The organism is Bacillus sp. K7, assembly GCF_053903245.1.
Window position 1 is genome coordinate 3,531,982 of sequence record NZ_CP096406.1, and the last position, 20,704, is coordinate 3,552,685.

The 20,704-nt window shown below is 41.8% G+C and carries 17 protein-coding genes, 4 pseudogenes and 2 other annotated features (1 of these 23 cut by a window edge); of the genes and pseudogenes, 12 read left to right on the forward strand and 9 right to left on the reverse strand.

Going from position 1 to position 20,704, the window contains the following annotated elements; all coding sequences use genetic code 11:
• Positions 1-122: 122 nt before the first annotated feature.
• Both argS and M1D98_RS18070 read right to left on the reverse strand, forming a co-directional pair.
• A complete protein-coding gene (gene argS / locus M1D98_RS18065; protein ID WP_121643503.1) occupies positions 123-1,793 on the reverse strand; it encodes an arginine--tRNA ligase in 1,671 nt (556 codons plus the stop codon).
• Complete coding sequence (locus M1D98_RS18070) at positions 1,790-2,218, reverse strand: DUF1934 domain-containing protein (RefSeq protein ID WP_100739912.1); 429 nt, start codon at positions 2,216-2,218, stop codon at positions 1,790-1,792. The genes argS and M1D98_RS18070 overlap by 4 nt, the downstream gene beginning before the upstream one ends.
• A 312-nt stretch (positions 2,219-2,530) precedes the next feature.
• On the opposite strand from M1D98_RS18070, the pseudogene M1D98_RS18075 reads away from it, so the two are divergent.
• The 4 pseudogenes from M1D98_RS18075 to M1D98_RS18090 form a co-directional block, all read left to right on the forward strand.
• Positions 2,531-2,659: pseudogene (locus tag M1D98_RS18075) on the forward strand (subtilosin A family bacteriocin); the annotation flags it as partial.
• Between the two features lie 134 nt (positions 2,660-2,793).
• A pseudogene (albA, locus tag M1D98_RS18080) lies at positions 2,794-4,098 on the forward strand (subtilosin maturase AlbA).
• A gap of 54 nt (positions 4,099-4,152) precedes the next feature.
• Positions 4,153-4,312, forward strand: a pseudogene (gene albB / locus M1D98_RS18085) (antilisterial bacteriocin subtilosin biosynthesis protein AlbB).
• Positions 4,309-4,452: pseudogene (locus M1D98_RS18090) on the forward strand (ATP-binding cassette domain-containing protein); the annotation flags it as partial. The pseudogenes albB and M1D98_RS18090, both read left to right, overlap by 4 nt.
• Positions 4,453-4,553: 101 nt before the next feature.
• Here M1D98_RS18090 and M1D98_RS18095 read toward each other — a convergent pair.
• Complete coding sequence (locus M1D98_RS18095) at positions 4,554-5,948, reverse strand: YncE family protein (protein WP_456279812.1); 1,395 nt, start codon at positions 5,946-5,948, stop codon at positions 4,554-4,556.
• A gap of 229 nt (positions 5,949-6,177) precedes the next feature.
• Between M1D98_RS18095 and rapF the strand changes: the two genes are divergently transcribed.
• The 6 genes from rapF to M1D98_RS18125 all read left to right on the forward strand — a co-directional run bounded on the left by rapF (position 6,178) and on the right by M1D98_RS18125 (position 11,768).
• Positions 6,178-7,323: a response regulator aspartate phosphatase RapF gene (rapF, locus tag M1D98_RS18100; protein WP_010328972.1), complete on the forward strand. Its 1,146-nt coding sequence runs from the start codon at positions 6,178-6,180 to the stop codon at positions 7,321-7,323.
• Complete coding sequence (gene phrF, locus M1D98_RS18105; protein ID WP_003222023.1) at positions 7,307-7,426, forward strand: phosphatase RapF inhibitor PhrF; 120 nt, start codon at positions 7,307-7,309, stop codon at positions 7,424-7,426. Before rapF ends, phrF begins: the two co-directional genes overlap by 17 nt.
• A 244-nt stretch (positions 7,427-7,670) precedes the next feature.
• Entirely contained in the window at positions 7,671-8,144 is a 474-nt protein-coding gene (locus M1D98_RS18110) for a hypothetical protein (RefSeq protein ID WP_010328973.1), read from the forward strand.
• A 156-nt stretch (positions 8,145-8,300) separates the two neighbouring features.
• Positions 8,301-9,089: a hypothetical protein gene (locus tag M1D98_RS18115; RefSeq protein WP_456279813.1), complete on the forward strand. Its 789-nt coding sequence runs from the start codon at positions 8,301-8,303 to the stop codon at positions 9,087-9,089.
• Positions 9,090-10,564: 1,475 nt separating this feature from the next.
• The gene (locus M1D98_RS18120; protein WP_010328977.1) at positions 10,565-11,212 is read left to right on the forward strand and encodes an ABC transporter ATP-binding protein; all 648 of its coding nucleotides are present in this window, start codon (positions 10,565-10,567) and stop codon (positions 11,210-11,212) included.
• Positions 11,205-11,768: a hypothetical protein gene (locus M1D98_RS18125; protein ID WP_121643507.1), complete on the forward strand. Its 564-nt coding sequence runs from the start codon at positions 11,205-11,207 to the stop codon at positions 11,766-11,768. The genes M1D98_RS18120 and M1D98_RS18125 overlap by 8 nt, the downstream gene beginning before the upstream one ends.
• Before the next feature lie 277 nt (positions 11,769-12,045).
• On the opposite strand, the gene speB is transcribed toward M1D98_RS18125, so the two are convergent.
• Both speB and speE read right to left on the reverse strand, forming a co-directional pair.
• Entirely contained in the window at positions 12,046-12,918 is an 873-nt protein-coding gene (speB, locus tag M1D98_RS18130; RefSeq protein ID WP_456279814.1) for an agmatinase, read from the reverse strand.
• Between the two features lie 61 nt (positions 12,919-12,979).
• Complete coding sequence (gene speE / locus M1D98_RS18135) at positions 12,980-13,810, reverse strand: spermidine synthase (protein ID WP_003227543.1); 831 nt, start codon at positions 13,808-13,810, stop codon at positions 12,980-12,982.
• A gap of 201 nt (positions 13,811-14,011) precedes the next feature.
• On the opposite strand from speE, the gene M1D98_RS18140 reads away from it, so the two are divergent.
• Positions 14,012-16,087 (forward strand): PBP1A family penicillin-binding protein, encoded by a 2,076-nt coding sequence (locus M1D98_RS18140; protein ID WP_435576324.1) that lies wholly within the window; start codon positions 14,012-14,014, stop codon positions 16,085-16,087.
• Positions 16,088-16,398: 311 nt separating this feature from the next.
• Here M1D98_RS18140 and M1D98_RS18145 read toward each other — a convergent pair whose 3' ends face one another.
• Together M1D98_RS18145 and M1D98_RS18150 are read right to left on the reverse strand one after the other, a co-directional pair.
• The gene (locus M1D98_RS18145) at positions 16,399-16,917 is read right to left on the reverse strand and encodes a YwhD family protein (protein WP_010328981.1); all 519 of its coding nucleotides are present in this window, start codon (positions 16,915-16,917) and stop codon (positions 16,399-16,401) included.
• Positions 16,918-16,929: 12 nt separating this feature from the next.
• On the reverse strand, positions 16,930-17,589 hold the full coding sequence (locus M1D98_RS18150; RefSeq protein ID WP_121643510.1) for a site-2 protease family protein: 660 nt from the start codon (positions 17,587-17,589) through the stop codon (positions 16,930-16,932).
• A 108-nt stretch (positions 17,590-17,697) separates the two neighbouring features.
• On the opposite strand from M1D98_RS18150, the gene M1D98_RS18155 reads away from it, so the two are divergent.
• The gene (locus tag M1D98_RS18155; protein ID WP_003222038.1) at positions 17,698-17,886 is read left to right on the forward strand and encodes a 2-hydroxymuconate tautomerase; all 189 of its coding nucleotides are present in this window, start codon (positions 17,698-17,700) and stop codon (positions 17,884-17,886) included.
• Between the two features lie 42 nt (positions 17,887-17,928).
• Here the strand turns inward: M1D98_RS18155 and M1D98_RS18160 are convergent, their stop codons facing one another.
• Together M1D98_RS18160 and thrS are read right to left on the reverse strand one after the other, a co-directional pair.
• Positions 17,929-18,348: a MarR family transcriptional regulator gene (locus M1D98_RS18160; protein WP_010328983.1), complete on the reverse strand. Its 420-nt coding sequence runs from the start codon at positions 18,346-18,348 to the stop codon at positions 17,929-17,931.
• Between the two features lie 119 nt (positions 18,349-18,467).
• Positions 18,468-20,384, reverse strand: a complete 1,917-nt coding sequence (gene thrS / locus M1D98_RS18165; protein WP_121643511.1) for a threonine--tRNA ligase — start codon at positions 20,382-20,384, stop codon at positions 18,468-18,470.
• Positions 20,385-20,438: 54 nt separating this feature from the next.
• Positions 20,439-20,660: a binding site (T-box leader), on the reverse strand.
• A gap of 31 nt (positions 20,661-20,691) precedes the next feature.
• Positions 20,692-20,704 (reverse strand) — a binding site (T-box leader) (it continues 210 nt past the right edge of the window).

Consider the following 20,704-nt stretch of genomic DNA (forward strand, 5'->3'; position numbering starts at 1 on the left):
TTTCAATGATTCAATAATCAGTCCTATCATACAAAAACTCGGCAAACGGGTTTGTGAATTACATCACACGTTTTACGCATAAAAAAAGGACACAGCCCGAAGACTTTGTCCTTTTTTTATGATTACATTTTTTCCGGAGCCGATACGCCGATCAGCTGAAGCGCATTGTTCAGCGTAATTTGCGTTGCCTTCATTAATGCAAGGCGCTCGCGGCTTTTCTCTTCATTTTCAGGATCGATGACTTTCTCTGCGTTATAGAAGCTGTGCAAAGCAGAAGCCAGATCATAAATATAATTTGTGACGCGGTGCGGAATTCGCTTTTCCGCCGCTTCCGCCACCGCTTCCGGGAAGCCGCCGATTGTTTTCAGCAGATCATATTCTTTTTCTGATTGAACATGGCTGAAATCAAGATCCGCCGCCGGCTTAAGTCCCTGTTCTTCCCCTTGGCGAAGCATGCTGCAAATACGGGCATGAGCGTATTGTGCGTAATACACAGGGTTTTCGTTAGATGTTGATACAGCAAGATCTAAGTCAAAGTCCATATGCGTATCGGCACTGCGCATCGCAAAGAAGTAACGCACGGCATCCAAGCCGACTTCTTCAATCAGGTCGCGCATCGTTACCGCTTTACCCGTCCGTTTGCTCATTTTCATTTTCTCGCCGTTTTTGTAAAGGTGAACGAGCTGAATGATTTCGACTTCAAGCGTTCCTTTTTCATAGCCCAGCGCTTCGATTGCCGCTTTCATACGCGGGATGTAGCCGTGGTGATCGGCGCCCCAAACATTAATCAGCTTATCAAAGCCGCGGTCAAGCTTGTCTTTATGGTATGCGATATCAGGCAGCAGGTACGTGTACGTGCCGTCCTTCTTAATCAATACGCGGTCCTTATCATCGCCGAACGTCGTGGAACGGAACCAAGTCGCGCCTTCTTCTTCATAGACATGGCCTTTTTCGCGGATCGCTTCAAGCGCCTTGTCGATTTTTCCGTTTTGGTACAGCGATGTTTCGGAATACCACACATCAAACGGCACACGGAAGTTTTCCAAGTCCTTGCGAAGCTTTTCCAGCTCGTATTTTAGGCCGTATTCACGGAAAAACGCGAGGCGTTCGCTTTCGTCTTCGTTGACGAAACGGTCGCCGTATTCCTCTGCGAGACGCTTTCCGATCGCAATGATATCCTCGCCGCGGTAGCCGTCCTCCGGCATCGGTTTTTCCAAGCCGAGCGCTTCAAAGTAACGGACTTCCACAGAAAGCGCCAGGTTGTTGATTTGGTTTCCGGCATCGTTAATGTAGTATTCGCGGCTCACATCGTAGCCCGCTTTTGAGAGCACATTGCACAAAGAATCTCCGACAGCCGCACCGCGCGCATGGCCAAGGTGAAGGTCTCCCGTCGGATTCGCTGATACAAATTCTACTTGAACACGCTCACCGTTTCCGATATTCGTTTCCCCGTACGCTTCCCCCGCTTTTAACACAGACGGAATCAGCTTCGTTAAATAGTGATTGTTCATATAGAAATTAATAAAACCCGGGCCGGCGATATCCAATTTTTCAATCGAAGCCTTTCCTTTATCAAAATGAGCGACAATCTCTTCAGCGATTTGGCGCGGCGCTTTTTTTGCGACTCTCGCCAGCTGCATCGCCATATTTGTTGAATAATCGCCGTGTGTTTTATCTTTCGGTGTTTCTAAAACGACATTCGGAATCTGGCTTTCTTCAGCCAACCCCGCTTTCAGAACGGCCGCTTTGATTTCTTCTTTCAGCACGTCCTTCATTTGTTCCGCAATGTTCATGCGTGAGTTCCTCCCTCATACGTGATCGTCATATGATGTAAATGCTGCTGCTCGTCTCCGACATGCATGTCATATGCGATGCTGATACGGCCTTTTTCTTCACCGAGATCAGATTGAATCGATTTTGTGCTAGTTTTCAGCTCAAGCTCACCAAATGACATTTTATATTTGGCAATTGTGGAAGCTCCCGTTACGAAACGCTGATTCATTTTGACTGCGCCTGACCTCATGACCAGCACTTCGCCTTCGCTTACTTTCACAATTGTTTTTACTTTGCCTAAGTCGTGTTCTTCATAATAAGATAGATACACTTTATTTTGTTTAACATAGTAAAATCCGGTGGTGCGGAATTGGATGACTTCCTGGTTTCCGTCATCTCCGATCACAGATTTCACATGGAGTGTTATCGGTGTCTCTTGCTTCATTTTGACACGTCCTTTTCATCATTCCACTTTGACTTGAATAGTATAATCATTCGGTTTGTAAACTTCAACTACTTCTATCTTACCATCATTGCTCATCAGATTTGAAGATAAACCTCATAAAAAGCATTTCCTTAATAGAAGAGAAAAGCATATCATTAGTTATCTTCAAAAAAAGTTATACTTTTCCGAAATCTATTGTTTCCATTTCACATTTTCTTCAAAATATATGTATTGAATTGGTAATTTGTTAGTTTTATGATAAAAGCACAACATAGATCTGTTAGAATAACAAAAAAAGGGAATACCCAATGGTTGAAAAAAGCTGTCATTGCAGAAAACAAAGGTTGTGCGACATGCTCGATCGGAGCCGTTTGTCTAGTGGACGGCTTTATCCCTGATTTTGAAATTGGCGGTGTTACAGGTCTATTCGGTCTATGGGGAATAAGTTCTCCAAAAGGGCATAGTCTTTCTGCTATGTCCTTTTTAAGTAATTACAGTTTTTAACTACATGCTACCTCTTAGTTATACATACACAATCGTTTTTCATTTGAATCATATGTATAGGGGATGGTATTTTGTTTACAGAACGGATATTTCCATTTATTAATGAAAATGTAAGAGTACACCAGTTTCCTCAGGGAGGCGTGTTAGAAATCGACTACTTGCGCGATAAAGTTTCCATTTCTGACTTCGAGTATTTGGATCTTAACAAAACGGCTTACGAGCTTTGTATGCGAATGGATGGGCAAACAACAGCTGATCAGATTTTGGCGGAGCAATGCGCCGTCTACGATGAATCACCGGAAGACCACAAAGACTGGTTTTACGACATGCTCAACATGCTTTTGAACAAGCAGGTCATTCAGTTTGGAAACAAGCCCGGCAGCCAAGCAATCAACACGAGCGGAAGCGATGAATTTCCGATGCCGCTGCACGCCACCTTTGAGCTGACGCATCGCTGTAATTTGAAATGCGCCCACTGTTATTTGGCAAGCTCGCCGGAAGCGCTCGGCACCGTGTCGATTGAGCAACTCAAGAAAACGGCTGATACGCTGTTTGACAACGGTGTATTGACATGCGAAATCACAGGCGGAGAAATCTTTGTCCATCCAAACGCCAATGAGATTCTTGACTATGTGTGTAAAAAGTTCAAAAAAGTCGCTATCTTAACGAACGGAACACTTATGCGAAAAGAGAGCCTCGAGCTTCTAAAAGACTACAAGAATAAAATCATTGTCGGCATTTCTCTCGATAGTGTCCATTCCGAGATCCATGACTCCTTTAGAGGGAGAAAAGGCTCTTTTGCCCAAACTTGCAAAACGATAAAATTGTTGAGTGACCATGGGATATTTGTCAAAGTCGCCATGTCCGTTTTCGAAAAAAACATGTGGGAAATCCATGATATGGCCCAAAAGGTCCGGGATCTCGGGGCAAAAGCCTTCTCTTACAATTGGGTTGATGATTTCGGAAGAGGCAGAGATATGGTTCACTCCACAAAAAATGCCGAGCAGCACCGCAAATTTATGGAATACGAGCAACATGTCATTGATGAATTTAAAGATCTGATCCCGATTATTCCTTATGAGAGAAAACGTACGGCAAACTGCGGCGCTGGCTGGAAGTCCATCGTGATCAGCCCGCTCGGAGAAGTGCGTCCGGGCGCGCTCTTTCCGAAGGAAGTTTCACTGGGGAATATTTTTCTTGACTCATATGAAAGCATCTTTAACTCCCCCCTCGTCCATAAATTGTGGGAAGCGCAGGCGTCTAGATTCAGCGAGCATTGCATGAAAGACAAATGCCATTCAGCGGCTATCGCGGAGGCTGTTATTTAAAAGGGCTGAACGCTAACAAACTATCACCGGAAAAACATGTGCTCCTAGGCGAAAAATGAACGAGTAGAAGACGTGGTCCAGCTTATGTAGGAGGGAAACGATTTGTCATCAGCACAAAGAAGACTTTTACTGTATCTCCTTTCATTTATCTTTGTCATCGGCGCAGTCGTCTATTTTGTCAAAAGCGATTATCTATTTACAGTGATTTTCATTGCCATTGCCATTCTTTTCGGAATGCGCGCGGAAGGCTGACTCGCGATGAGCAGTTTGGATATACACGATGTATCCGTTTGGTATGAACGGGACAACGTCATCTTAGAAAACGTAGAATTACATTTAGAAAAAGGCGCTGTTTACGGATTGCTTGGGGTAAACGGCGCCGGAAAACAACATGAAGTGAACTGCTGTTCCTAATCATCCTAGCGGCGATTCAGCAAATCGGACTATCCATCTATAAGCACATCTCTGACCGCCGCCCCGCTTCTTTTGAGCTGTAACAGCTTCTACATCGCAATCGCGGACGGACCTGCGCCAACCGGGATCACCGTCACGGCTGTATAATCACTTGTGCGGTATACGGTCACAGTATTGTCATCGGGCTGTGCCGCGTAAATGTACTGATTGTCCGGCGTTACGGCGAGGTCAATGGCGCCAGGGAGAGAAACACTCGTAATAATTTCGTTTGTGGCTGTATTGACGACAGTGAGATTATGAATGAGAGATGGATCGAAATATGGTTCTAGAAGATAAGCTCGTGTACTGTCAAACGAAAATACAGTCGTCCTCAGAACCTCGAAAAACCGATTCAAATTACCTTCCACACTTAAGGGTGACAAACTGATCTCAGCTACACCCTTCGGCCATAATTCACCAGTCATCACATACGCGAAGTCTCCGGCATATGGCGTTTCAATTAAACTTGGATATTCAAACTCATTCACGAGGCTGTCAACAAGCTGGCCTGTATTCACATCATATTGATCAATTGACCAGAAAATTGTATTAGCAGTAAAGACAAATTGCCCGTTTGGATCAAGTGCAAAGTCTGCGGCGTTGGGTACTGAGAAAACATCACTTACTGCCTGAAGGCCAAGATCAATGATATAAATAGAGCCAGAAGCCATCACGTACGCAAACTCTCCCGCAGGATCAAATTGAATCTTTCTCGGATTGATGCCGACAGTTATCGTATTTGTCAAGATTAAGGTTTGATTATCAACAACAGAAACCAGATTGGTATTGCCATGAAGGACATACGTATAGGCTTTATCTAGCGTGACACCCAAATCTGTTGGCACAGACGTAAAAGGAATAGTTGCAACTACAAGGTTTGCTGCCGCATCAATAACTGAAACTGTGCTGTCCCCTGAATTGGCTGTAAAGACAAACGATTGAGGCTCTGGCGATGACGGGAAAACGATTGTTCCGGTCACCGTAAGCGGACTGCCGTAGAAAGGCGGGACGACAACAAGGTTCTCGATCATGATCTCACTAAAATCCGGGCAATCATCCGGGTTATCAGAATAATAGACAACTTGATCGATCTCCGCATTGTGAATGACGGAAACAGCCCCGTCCCCTTGTCCATATTGATTTCGCACAGGTGAGACGCTGACGAGAAGCGTTACGGTTCCCTGCAGGCGTACTGCAAATTGAACACCAATTTCATCAGGCTCAGGCCCCGTCTCAATTAAGCAACGTTCACTAACACAAGAAAGGCTATCTGCATTCCACGTGACGTTTGCAACAGCCTCAGCCGGATCAACGACAAACCCCTCAGGCAATTCAATCGGCGCTTGAAACATTGCTTCACGGCTTGCATCTTCCCCACAAAAACATAAACACTCTTCTTGTGTGGCTTGAGTTTTTTCTCTAAAGGAAAGCTTGTTATTTCTCAATCCCTTCACTTCCTTTTCAAACATACACTGCTCACGCAGATACAACAGGATATGGAAGGTAAAAGTGTTTGCTTGTACAAATTACCGAGGGTATAAGCGGTTTTTGAAAATATTTCCTCTAATATGCGGGGTAACGAAAGAAAAGATTGCGGTTTTTTTGCGCTTCTCATAGGAATGATGATGATAAAATATGACATATATAGAATAATGAAGGGAGGGATTTGCAAACGTGACAGGTGTCATATCTTCTTCTTCCGTCGGAGAAAAGATTAACGAATGGTATATGTACATACGCCGATTCAGCATACCCGATGCAGAGTATTTACGTAGAGAAATCAAACAAGAGCTGGATCAAATGGAAGAAGATCAAGATCTTCATTTGTACTATTCACTGATGGAATTCCGGCACAACCTGATGCTTGAGTACCTTGAACCACTAGAAAAAATGCGGATCGAGGAACAGCCGCGGCTGTCTGATTTGCTGGTTGAGATTGATAAAAAACAGGCTCGTTTAACCGGAGTCCTTGATTATTACTTTAATTTCTTCAGGGGCATGTACGAACTGGATCAGCGGGAATATCTATCGGCTATTAAATTTTTTAAAAAAGCCGAAAGTAAGTTAATATTCGTTAAGGATCGGATCGAGAAGGCAGAGTTTTTCTTTAAGATGTCTGAGTCTTATTACTATATGAAACAAACGTATTTTTCAATGGACTATGCACGGCAGGCATATGAAATATACAAAGAACATGAAGCTTATAATATAAGATTGCTTCAGTGTCATTCTTTATTTGCTACCAATTTCTTAGATCTGAAACAATATGAGGACGCCATATCACATTTTAAAAAAGCTTACTCTATGGCGGAAGCTGAGAATCAGCCCCAATTAATGGGGAGAACATTGTACAACATCGGGCTTTGTAAAAACAGCCAAAGCCAATATGAGGACGCCGTAACCTATTTCAAAAGAGCAATAACTGTTTTTGAAGAATCTAACATTCTTCCGTCCCTGCCCCAAGCCTATTTTTTGATTACACAAATACATTATAAATTGGGAAAAATGGATAAAGCTCACGCATATCATAGTAAGGGAACAGCATATTCTCAAGAGGCCGGAGATTCAATCTATTTATCAGAGTTTGAATTTTTGAAATCTTTATACTTATCAGGCCCTGATGAAGAAGCAATTCAAAGATTCTTTGATTTCCTCGAAAGTAAAATGTTGTATGCTGATCTTGAAGATTTCGCTCTTGATGTGGCAAAATATTATCATGAACGTGAAAACTTTCAAAAAGCCTCTGCTTATTTCCTAAAGGTGGAACAAGTAAGGCAACTTATTCAAGGAGGAGTGAGATTGTATGAAATTGAAGTCTAAACTATTACTCTCTTGTCTGGCCCTAAGCACTGTTTTCATCGCAACGAATATTGCAAATGCACCTACACACCAAATTGAAGTTGCACAGCGAGGAATGATTTAACCACATAAAATATAGTATAAAAAGGGAAATGTTATTTCGTTAACATTTCCCTTTTTATATTTTTCATTTATTCACTTGGAAATTTATCAGTCATTTTGCTTCCTTTAAATTAGATACTAAGAAACATAAATACATTAACTTTTTCCTTAAATTTCATTTACTTTTCCTGTATTATACTTTATTATATATAGGACTTAAGTTATTTTAATCTTCAATTGAAGAATACTCGGAGGAATAATAACAAATGAAATTTAAAGTTAAAAAAAATATAAGTAAACTGTTTATAATATTTGGACTTGCTATTTCATCATTTGGAGTGACAAGTGCTGTACATGCCGCTGCTAATACTTCTGATTCAACTGTTCATTTTACTTTTAGAGTATGGTCTCCTTATGATTATACAAATGCACGCAGAAAACAGAACAAAAGCTCTATGTATATGAAAGTGATAAGCTCAGACAAGAACAGCAGTTTTAATGTTTGGACTGAAGCAGATGCTAATGTTCACTCTAAAGGACGAAACTGGAAAAACGTATCAGGCAAACATGATGGATCCGTAAAGCCAGGAAACACTTATTTATTCTGGAACTCAGCAGTTGAAAATTACGGTAAAAATGTCCCTGTTCGATTTGGCGGTTACAGCTGGGAAAATAATGCGTACAAAACAAATTGGAGCCCTGACAGTGTTAGACCTAAAGGCAAATACATAGTGTATTAATGGAATTTTGCTTCTCATAAGGTTTGAGCGGTTTTACGATATGTAAAACCGCTTTTTAAAGTTTATTTTTCCCTTAAATTCATCATGATGATTTATAAATGTGGTAATATATGAAATTGATTACCATAATTCATTTTATTAACAGGAGGTAGAAATATGGCCTATTTTTTTACTTACAGGCTTCTAAAAAGCAAGACACTATATTTTTCACTTATATCTAGTACTCTCATAGTACTATACCAGTACTTGAATATTGCAGTGTTTGATAATCATTCAAATCTGCCTTACGAAGTTCACAAATCACCTTTTTTATCAAATATATTACAGGGTAATTCTGTTATTCCTTCAACAGTATGGTTGATGATACTTCCTATTTTGGCTACCTTACCAATTGTAAGTCTATATAGATTTGATGTGAATTCTGGATATTTTATGAACACTATAATGAAAACAACCAAAGGAAAGTACTTTAATACACTTATCGTGTTTAATTTCTTATGTTCTTTTTTCGTTATTATAATTCCTTTAAGTATTAATTTATATTTATTTATGATGACTTATCCATCCATCAAACCTGATGGAATCATAAATTATATGCAAAATGTGGTTTCTAATGGTAGTGACCTTGCTAATATTTATTATGAACATCCACTGCTCTATACGTTAATCCTAATACTTATAAATGGATTATACGGTGCTGTCTTATCAACAATCGGGCTATCTTTTTCTTTTTTCATTAAGAAAACTTATTTTGTATATATTATACCGTTTGTTGTGAACTTAATTGGCATTACTATCTTGAATCCTGATTATAATCCTCAAAGATATATTATTAGTAACAATGGTTTTTTCAATTTGAAAATATTTTCTTTATTAAACTTAGGAATAATCATATTAGGTCTTTTAATATTTTTATGGGGTAAAAAGCGCCGTGTTTTATTATAATCTTTTAAAACAAAAAATCATTAGTAAATATTTAGGTTTTTTTATACTTTTTTCTATAAATATAATAATTATATTTACATTTTTTAAGCGTTCAATAAATACGCAAAATGACCATATTATTGATCAAATCTTTACATATCAGCACCTTGTATTATTGATAGCACCATTAATTGTAGTATTTACTCTATTAGTATCTTCCGATTATTTCATGGATCATGCTGTGATTCGGCTGAATAGTTCTTTTAAGATAGTGGGGTACTACTTCCTTAAAAGCATTTCTTTTTCAGCTATACTAGGCATTATTGTTATGTCAGAGTTATACATATTGTGCTTTATACATAATATTGATAAAAATTTGTTAACTGTTAGTAACTTTTTAACTCATGTATTCGCATATATATTCATTGCTTATTTGACATCGTTTTTAATTCTTTTAACAAATCAAATATTAGTTGTAATAATTGAATTAATTTTATTTTTATTTGATTATCTAGAATGTAACGGCATTCTCTTCTTAAACGGATTTTTATTAGATTTTGATGTTTTAAAGGATCTATTGGTATTCAGAGTAGGGCTGATGTTTATTTTGTTCGGAGTATGTATTCAGATAGTTAAAAAACATGACTATTTGAAGCCTAACGACCAGAAAGGAACGTACTGATGAATTCTAGATTTCATTTGTTGAAAAGGGATATTATGATGAGGCTGCATGATTGTAAAGCAACTTTTCTTTTTATAAGTTTAGCAGCTTTGCTAATCTATTTTGTTTCTTTTTGGAACAGTTATAAATCTGGCCAACTAGACCAGCACAATATTTTAAATAATTATATGAATGTCTTTCATTCACTAAACTTTTTTGAATTACATGAGCTTTATTCACAACATAAATTTTCAATTCCTTTTACGTGGATTTGCCTTCAGATATTCCCTTTGCTTATTATTGGCCATTTTTCATATAATGACTTTCAAAAATCAGGAACTTTATTAATACCTAAATTAAACAATAAATTAGCTTTTTGGTTAAGCAAACTGTTTTCCTTATGGATTTTTTGCTTGATAATCTGGGCTGTCTGGTTTTCATTCTATTTCATTTTTTTTCTAATATTCAAAGGCACAATTACAATTGGAGAAATCAAACCTGTTCTTTCTTTAATGTTAATTCAATATTTAGTGACAACTGTTTATACTTTATTTTTTGAAACATTAACGTATTTCTTTTCGTATATTATTTCATTAGTTATTTCAATTGTGTATCTCATCATATCCATATTTGTTCATTCAAAACTTTTTTTTACTTCGTTAGCCATACCAGGCAGATGGTATTTCGCCGATCATTCATCAATAAATATGATGTATTCTTATGGCTCTGCTATTCATTTCCCAATATTTATTGGTATAATTACTTTATTTTGCATATTATGCTGTTTTGTAGGAATGACTCGCATAAAAAAATTAGACATTTTAGGAGATTAATTATGACTACATTTATAGAATGTACAAATGTATATAAGAAGTTAAAAGGAAATTTCGTACTTAATGATATTAATTTAACTATCAAAAAAAATGAGTTTATAGTATTAAAAGGACATAACGGCTCTGGAAAAACAATGATTTTAAGAGCAATCGCAGGGCTTTTAAAATTAACCAAAGGGCAAATTACTGTCAACAATCTCGTTATAGGAAAAGATACAGATTTTTCTAGAAATACAGGGATATTAATTGAATACCCCAGTTTTATACCTGTCTACACCGGTTATCAAAACTTGAAATTCTTAGCTTCAATTAATAAGAAAGTTTCAGACCAAGAGATACGAAAAATGATTGAGCAAGTAGGATTAGATCCTGAAGACAAACGTAAGGTAAAACGTTATTCCTTAGGAATGAAGCAACGTTTAGGCCTAGCACAAGCCCTAATGGAGTCTCCGTCACTGCTGCTTTTAGATGAACCGACTAACGCACTGGACAAAAAAGGAATTCAGCTAATCACTGATTTATTGAAAAAAGAAAAAGAAAAGGGAACTACAATAGTCGTTGCGAGTCATGATGAAACTCTGACTGAAAACAATATTGTAGACAGAGTTATACACATAAGCAACGGTAGACTGGGTGAGGATAATGAATAAACGAGTAATATTGTTAATAACCATTTTTTTAATTATAGTAGCTGGTAGTAGTTTTCGTTATTATAAACTGAATAACCATAATGATAATTACTCTCCTCATATCACAAACCTTCCGAAAAATCGTATGATCGATACAGGTGCCGGGATTACTTATCATGTTCTCCAACCATTAAAACCAATTGAATTTATGGATGAGGACCTTAATATGAAAAGATTATTATACATTTTGCCGCTGGATATAACAAACACGTCCAAGCACGAAATAACGCTGGAACAGCTCTCACCTGATGGAATGAAATATCTTTTTTTTGGTGGCTTTGATCACTATTATAATTTAATGGCGTATAATTTAGATCTTCCAGAAAAGTATCAATTCAATACTTCAATTCCTGCTGGAAAAACTGTAAGAGGCTATGTCGGATTGAAGATGACAAAAGGCAAAGACGTAAACTTTAATTATAAAAATTTTGATCCCACAACCTCTAAATTATGTGTTTATTATTCCTTGATAAATAAATCAAATAAAAGAATAACATATAAATTCCCACTTAATTAATATTTTATTACAATTCAGGAAATCAAGTCATATTTCCTGAATTGTATTTTTATATTCTCTTCCTTCTCCTCTGAACAGTCAAATTATATAGAATTCAATATCTTTCAATTTAATTTTCATGATTGCCAACACCACTTCAATAATTTACATTGGAATCATATTAATGCAAAATCACTTCTTTCTCTAGTTCATTCTAATTTAAGCAATTATTAAGATTAGAAAAAATAAAACAAGCCCGTACTGAAAGGCTTATACCATTCAACACGGGCCTACTTCCTTATTTCACAAACCCAAGCAGCATCTCACGGATGATTTTGCTGGCTGTGTTTGCCGTTTGCTCTGAGTGGTCATAAACCGGTGCGACTTCCACTAAGTCAGCGCCCTTCACGTTTACCTCTGAACGCGCGATTTCATGGACGGATGCAAGCAGTTCTTTAGACGTGATGCCGCCGGCGTCAACCGTTCCTGTTCCCGGTGCGTGTGCAGGGTCTAATACGTCAATGTCGATTGTGACGTACACCGGACGGCCCGCTAGCTTCGGAAGCACTTTCTTCAACGGTTCTAGCACTTCAAATTTTGAGATGTGCATGCCGTTTTCTTTCGCCCATTCAAACTCTTCTTTCATGCCGGAACGGATTCCGAATGAATATACATTTTTCGGTCCGATCAATTCTGCCGCTTTGCGGATCGGCGTGGAGTGAGAAAGCGGTTCTCCCTCATAATCAACGCGAAGATCCGTATGTGCGTCAAAATGGATAATCGCAAGGTCTGGATATTTCTTGTGCATTGCTTTTATGACAGGCCATGACACGAGGTGCTCCCCGCCCATGCCCATTGGGAATTTCCCTTTTTCTAAAATGCTGTCCACATATTCCTCGATCATATCAAGGCTTCGCTGCGGATTTCCGAACGGCAGCGGAATGTCGCCGGCGTCAAAGAAATTGAGATCGGCCAGATCACGATCTAAATACGGGCTGTATTCTTCAAGGCCGATTGACACCTCGCGGATTCTGCTCGGGCCAAAGCGTGAGCCCGGGCGATAGCTGACCGTCCAGTCCATCGGCATGCCGTAAAGGATGGCGTCCGCCCCTTCCCACTCTGGACGGCTCGCAATAAATACTTTTCCTGAATAAGCTTCATCAAATCTCATCTATAATACCCTCGCTTTCCTGTAAAAAAGCGCAAGATTCGCTCCTGCGCCATTGCCAACATTATTTAATCAGGTCACTCACAAATTTCGGCAGAACAAACGCCGCTTTATGAATATCTTTTGTGTAATATTTTGTTTCAATATCGAAGAAACGGCTGTCTTCCACTGCAAGCGGATCATATTTTTTCGAGCCGATTGTAAATGTCCACAAACCGCTTGGGTATGTCGGAATGTTCGCTGTATACAGCTTCGTGATCGGGAAGATTTCCTTCACGTCGCGCTGTACATTTGTGATTAATTCCGGCGTAAACCATGGGTTGTCCGTCTGCGCGACGAAAATCCCGTCTTCTTTCAGCGCCTTCGCGATTCCCGCGTAGAATCCTTTTGTAAACAGGTTTACAGCCGGTCCGACAGGTTCAGTTGAATCTACCATAATCACGTCATATTGATTTTCAGATTTTGCAATGTGCATAAATCCGTCATCCACCTGCACGTCAACGCGCGGATCATCCAGTTTTCCTGCAATAGATGGAAGGAATTTTTTAGAGTATTCGATGACCTTGCCGTCAATATCAACGAGTGTCGCTTTTTTCACACTCGGATGCTTGAGGATTTCTCTAATGACGCCGCCGTCACCGCCGCCGACAACAAGAACGTGCTCCGGATTTGGGTGCGTAAATAATGGGACATGCGCCACCATTTCATGATAAACGAATTCGTCTTTTTCAGATGTCATCACCATTCCGTCCAAAAACAGCATGTTGCCGAACTCTTCTGTTTCCACCATTTCTAGATGCTGAAATTCCGTTTGTTCTGTATGTAATGTTTTGTTGACCTTCATCGTAATGCCAAAGTTTTTCGTCTGCTTCTCTGTGTACCAAAGTTCGCTCAATTGTCATCTCCCTTTCAAGGCTGTATTCATTTATTGTAAGCGTCTTATCAGCTTTTATTCTCGGTTGAAATCTCTTTTTCACCTAAGGAAAAAGTATAGAGGATGGCGGGGAAAAAGTAAAGATGCGTCCTCTTCTGCGATGTTTAAAAACGGTCTTTTTTCCTCATAATAGTAGAAACATAAAAAAAGGGGGAACCCGTTGTGGATGCAATGACAAATAAACGGCTGAAACTGACGCTGAAAACCGTTCGCGCCTGTATCTTTTTAGGGGCTCTTGCGGTCTTAGCGGCAGCTGCTGTATTTATGACTGTCATTCTGATAGCCAAATACCAAGGCGCTCCCTCCGTGCAAGTGCCGCAATCCACGATTTTGTATGCGAGTGACGGCTCAAAGCTCGGGGAAACGAATTACGGTGAAAAGCGCTATTGGGTCCCCTTAAAGGACATGAATCCGACAATTGTAAAAGCGACAGTGGCGGTTGAAGACCAGAATTTCTACGATCATCACGGTTTTGACTATAAACGCATGGCCGGTGCGGCGCTTGCTGATCTGAAAGCATTTGCCAAGGTTCAGGGCGCAAGCACCATCACCCAGCAATATGCGAGAAACTTATACCTTGAACACGATAAAACGTGGAAACGGAAATGGAATGAGGCGTTTTATACGATCCGTCTGGAACAAAACTATTCTAAGGACGAGATAGTAGAAGGCTATTTAAATACGATTTACTACGGCCACGGCGCCTACGGCATTGAAGCAGCTTCCCGCCTGTATTTCGGCAAGCATGCGAAAAACCTGACCGATGCGGAGGCGGCGCTTTTGGCGGGAATCCCGAAAGGCCCTTCCGGCTATTCGCCGTATGTCAATGAAACGAAGGCCAAGGATCGCCAGAAAACGATTGTGCGGATGATGGAAAAGCAACGGATGATCAGCCAGAAAAAAGCGGATGAACTGATACGGGAACCTCTTTCCTATCAGCCTTTGAATAAACAAGTTTCCAAGAGAAAAGCCCCTTATTTCTATGACAATGCGATGAGAGAGCTGGAGAAGAAGCTCGGCATGACGCGGGCCCAAATTGAAACGAGCGGGTTAAATGTCTATACAACGGTAGATAAACGGATGCAGCGCATCGCCGAGGAGACCATTACCGAAACGGTTAACGCCGGCTCAGATATTCAAGTCGGATTTTCAGCCATTGATCCCCGCACCGGAAACGTTCTCGCTCTAGTCGGCGGCAGAGATTATCAAAAAAGCCCATTTGACCGGGCGACACAGGCGAAACGCCAGCCTGCTTCGACAATCAAGCCGTTGCTATACTACAAAGCGATTCAGAGCGGATTTACGCCTGTCACCTTGATGAAAAGCGAAGAAACCGAGTTTCAAATTGACGCGAAGGGAGAAACGTATTCTCCAAGCAACTATAACGGATACTACGCCAACAAGCCCATTACGCTTCTGCAGGCGCTGGCGCTTTCCGACAACATTTACGCTGTGAAAACACATCTATTTCTCGGCATGAACAAGCTCGTACAGGCGGCAAAAGAGTTCGGCATCACTGCCCATTTTCAAAAACTGCCGTCTCTGGCACTCGGCACCGAACCCGTTCGCCCGATTGAGATGGTCAATGCCTACGCCATGCTCGCCAATGGCGGGAAGAAAATCGAACCGGCTTTTATTTCTAGGGTCACAGACGCGGCGGGGCATGTGCTGTATGAAAATCCGAATCAGCATAAACAGGTGCTTGATGAAAAAGCCGCCTTTGTTACGGCGAATATGATGACAGGCATGTTTGATACAGATTTAAACGGCTATACATCGGTAACCGGACGGACGATCGCCAACCGCCTGACAAGAACGTATGCGGGAAAATCAGGCACCACCAGCGCAGACAGCTGGATGATCGGCTTCAATCCGAATCTGGCCGCAGGCGTGTGGACGGGCTATGACAAAAATAGCACCATCGACTCGGTCGAAGAGAAAAGCTATGCCAAAACGATTTGGGCGGACTTTATGGAGGATGCGCTCAAAGGAGAACCAGAAACAGCATTCAAACCGCCAAAAGGCGTAACCGGCGTATACATTGATCCGGCAACGGGCTACACATCCGGCCCCGGCTGCGCAGCCAAGCACTACACGTATTTTGTGAAAGGCACTGAACCGTCGAACGTGTGCTATGGCGCTGAACCCGCAAAACCAACAAAAGACCGGCTTCCAGTCAAAGAAAGCCCCGTTTCCCCGAAAAAATGGTGGGACAAATGGCTGGGGCGGAATCATTGAAAATAACCCGGCTTCTCGGAGGCCGGGTTATTCGTATGGTTCCTTCATAATCCTTGGATGCAATCGAGCTGAACAATCGGTATCGGGAATCCTTCGGGGATAAAGTGTTGTTTTCTCGTTTCTTCCATATCGGCTTTAATACCCAATCACCGATTCGAATGGTTTCGTACATCCTATCCCCCTAAAAAATGAAAAACCCCGAGTCTTGGTTCGGCTCGGGATTTTCCATGTCCTATTTCTGTATCACCAGTTTACTCAATGTTTACGAAAAATAGTACAAATTTTCTAAAAGTTCACAGAACGTTCACAAACTAATTATCTTCCGGAAAAAGGCCTTTTTTTAATTCATCTGGTGACCGATCCCATAGTCCCTGATCATGATTTTTCAGAAACTCGCCGAGCACACGCTTCGAGCTGTCGTCCATTTTATCAATGATAATGTTCCGTTTCATGGATTTATCCATCAGATTCACATGCTCAGGCAGCGATTTGTAGCCTCTTCTGATGCTTCTGTCAACCGTCAGTTCACAGGCTGTCACACCAGCGTAATAAGGCCCCTCTTCTCTTCTGTCAATCGTCACCCAGACAAGCCAGTATGGTTTGCCGTTCGGAACTTCTTCTTTGTTCGGCAGAAATTTAATTCCTTTTTCAACGGTGCTGCGGGCGTGCATGGCGCCGATATCAACGAACGCTTCTTTTTCCTCTACATCGACGAATACGGGGGAAATGTTATCGAGGCTGAGCGCTCCTACGCCGAAACCGCCGTGTCCGTCTGTCGGATCACTTTTGATAATATTAAACCCGATTGATTTTTTCTTTTTTTCTTCCATGAGTTCTACCTCCTACAAAAGCGGTTGAAATATCGCTGAAAACAGCTGTAAAATCTGATCTCTTCCGGCATTTAGCATCGGCCAAAGCACGTAAGACCCGAGCGGTGTCACAAACAGAACCAAAAAGACAATAAAGCCGTAGCTCTCCGCCTGCGTCATCTTGGCACGCACCCCCGGCGGAACGAGATCTTCAATGATTCGATAGCCATCGAGCGGCGGCAGCGGCAGCAGATTGAATAAAAACAAAACAAGATTCAGCTGAATCCAAATCGAAAAGAACTGATCAAGTCCAGTGCTGAATGCCGCAAGCTGCTCCATTCCGTATGCATGCATCAACACTAACAAAAAGAAACCGATAAACGCAAGAATCAGGTTACTGACGGGTCCGGCGATTGATACGAGCACGCCGGCAAGCCGAGGTTTCTTAAAGAAGCGGCGATTGACGGGAATAGGGCGCGCCCATCCGAAGCCGGCCACCAGAATCAAAATGGTTCCGAACGGATCAAGGTGTTTAATAGGATTCAGCGTCAGCCTTCCTTGTCTTTTCGCCGTATCATCACCGAATTTGTATGCGACATAAGCATGGGCAAGCTCGTGTATCGTAAACGACACAATTAACGTAATGACGAGGTATGGCATTAAAGATAACGGATAATAAAAAAAACGGTCCAAGTGAGATATCCCTCTTTCTAAAAATGCAAGAATTTACTTTATTCAGTATACTATAAGAAGCCTCTTTTTCTAAAGAGAGGAAACGAGATAAAGGAGGATTCAGCACCCATGCCATACGTAACCGTCAAAATGCTCGAAGGCCGTACAGACGAGCAAAAACGCAACCTTGTCGAGAAAGTAACAGAAGCCGTAAAGGAAACAACCGGTGCTTCTGAAGAAAAAATTGTTGTATTTATAGAAGAAATGAGAAAAGACCATTATGCCGTCGCAGGCAAACGCCTGAGCGATATGGAATAGTCTCTATAAAGCCGGCGTTTCGTACACCGGCTTTTTCTATCCCTATTGGGTCAGCTTCTCAATAATTGATAATAACGACTGTTTCTCTTCGGCTGTTAAACGTTCAAACATCCCGTCAATCAGCTGCTGGCGGTTTTCGATCATTTGCTGAGCCGCTCCCCGGCCCAAATCAGAAAGCGTAATCCATACAGTGCGGCGGTCATTGTTATTTCTCGATCGCTCAATAAACCCCTCCTGCTCTAAATGATTGAGAGCGGTGGTTGTGGCAGAAGGAGACAATGTGACTTCCTTTAGTATATCCTTTATGGTGCAGCTCCCATGTCTGTATATGATCCGCAGAATAAATCCTCTTACATTATTTACGTGTTTCGGAACGGTCGCTTCATCTAATTGCTTGGTGGTTTTCAAGTATTTTGTAAGTGCGTGATCCAGCAAATTTGCTTCCAGTTTGTCATGGTCCATGTCAATTTCCCCATTTCGAGATGCATTCAAAACATACGAACGATTTGATTTACTTATTATTTTACTGATTCCGAATAGGGAAAGTCAAAAAAGCAAAATGAGAATCCGCAGCTTTTCTCCTACATGCCTCGATTTTTCACCTGTTTGACAAGCTTATCTTTAAATGTCTGAAAAGGGGCGTGTTCACTCTCCTGATGCCCGAATTGGCGGACGTTTACCGCATCTTGCTGCTCTTCATGATCTCCAAGCACAAGCACGTACGGGATTTTCTGCATCTGGGACTCTCTGATTTTGTATCCAAGTTTCTCATTGCGCTCATCAATGCCGGCTCGTATTCCCAGCTGCTTCAGCTCTGCCTGCACCTTTCTGCAATAGTCCAAGTGAACGTGCGAAACCGGTATGATCTGTGCCTGGACCGGTGCGAGCCAGACTGGGAAAGCCCCGCCGAAATGCTCGATCAAAATGCCGAAGAAACGGTCGATCGAGCCGAATACCGCTCTGTGTATGACGACGGGCCGAACCTTTTCATTGTGTTCATTGATATATGTTAAATCAAATTTTTCCGGCATTTGAAAATCAAGCTGAATGGTCGCGCATTGGTGGCTTCGTTTCAGGGCATCTTTGATGTGAAAATCGATTTTCGGCCCGTAAAACGCCCCGTCACCTTCGTTGATTTCATAAGGGAGGCCAAGCTCCTCAAGGACGTGTGCTAAGGCGCGTTCCGATGATTCCCAAAGGCTGTCATCGCCTAAAGAATCCTCCGGGCGAGTCGAAAGCTCAACCGAATACTCAAAACCAAAAGTGCGATATACCTCGTCAATCAGCCCAATCGCTTCTTTGATCTCGCTCTCAATTTGATCCTCACGAACGAAGATATGCGCGTCATCCTGGCAGAATGTCCGAACGCGAAGCATTCCATTTAAAGCACCGCTGTATTCATGGCGATGCACCTGGCCGAATTCCGCCATGCGAATCGGCAGATCCCGATAAGAATAAAGGCTGTTTTTAAAGATGAGCATATGGCCGGGACAATTCATCGGCTTCATGGCGAATTTTGTCTCATCCACTTCTGAAAAATACATATTGTCGCGATAATGATCCCAGTGGCCAGACTGCTCCCATAACCGCTGATTCATCATAAACGGCGTACGCACCTCATCATAGCCGGCCTTTGTTTGCAGCTCACGCGAGAAGCGTTCCAGCTCATTTCGGACAACCTGCCCTTTCGGCAAATAAAACGGCATGCCCGGCGCTTCTTCAGAAAACATAAACAGCCCTAGTTGTTTGCCTAGCTTGCGGTGGTCTCGTTTTGCCGCTTCTTCCAGCATACGCAGATGCGCATCGAGCTCTTTTTTCTTGGGAAACGCAACCCCGTACACCCGTTGCAGGACTTCATTTTCGCTGTCTCCGCGCCAATAAGCGCCGGATACTCTTGTCAGTTTGAACGCCTTGATCATTCCTGTAGAAGGAAGGTGCGGCCCGCGGCACAGGTCAACAAATTCTCCCTGCTGGTACAGCGTGATATCCGCTCCTCGCGGAATATCCTTCAAAATCTCCAGTTTAAACGGCTCGCCTTTTTTGGCAAACAGCTCTTCTGCCTCTTCGTAACAAACCTCAATTCGTTTGATCTCATGGTTCTCATTTATAATGTTCTTCATTTCTTTTTCGATGGCTTCTAAGTCTCCTGATGTCAAACTGTGCTCCAGCTTCATGTCATAGTAGAAGCCGTCTTCAATCACTGGACCTATTCCCAATGACACTTCTCCATACAGGCGTTTCACAGCTTGAGCCAATATGTGCGCTGATGTGTGGCGGAATACCTGCAAGCCTTCTTGTGAATCAAGGGTGATAATCGAAAGCTTGGCATCCTCCTCCAGCTTAAAACTGAGATCAACGAGCTTGCCGTTGACCTGCCCCGCAGCCGCCTTCTTTTGCAGGCTGGAGCTGATAAAACCCGCTACATCTTTGACTGCAATGCCTTTCGGGTATTCCTTGACCTGTCCGTCGGGAAGCTCAATGTGTACATGTTTATTCATTTTTTAAACACTCCTTCATTATTGTTGTATATAAAAAAACACACCCGTCCCGCTGAAAGGGACGAGTGTGTGATTCACCCGTGGTTCCACCCAAATTCCCGACAAACGCTATGTTGTCGGCTTGGTGCTGTAACGCAGCATAGACGGCATTGGATACTTCAGTTCCCCAATGCTGCTCCAAGGCGGTAAATGATCATCCTAAGCTGGGAAGCTCTCACCTTTCCTTCCCTCTCTGAAAACCGTAACGACCATTCGTGTCCTTTTCTTCGCATGTATTCAATTCATAAAAAAACACATCCATCCCTATACAAGGGACGAAT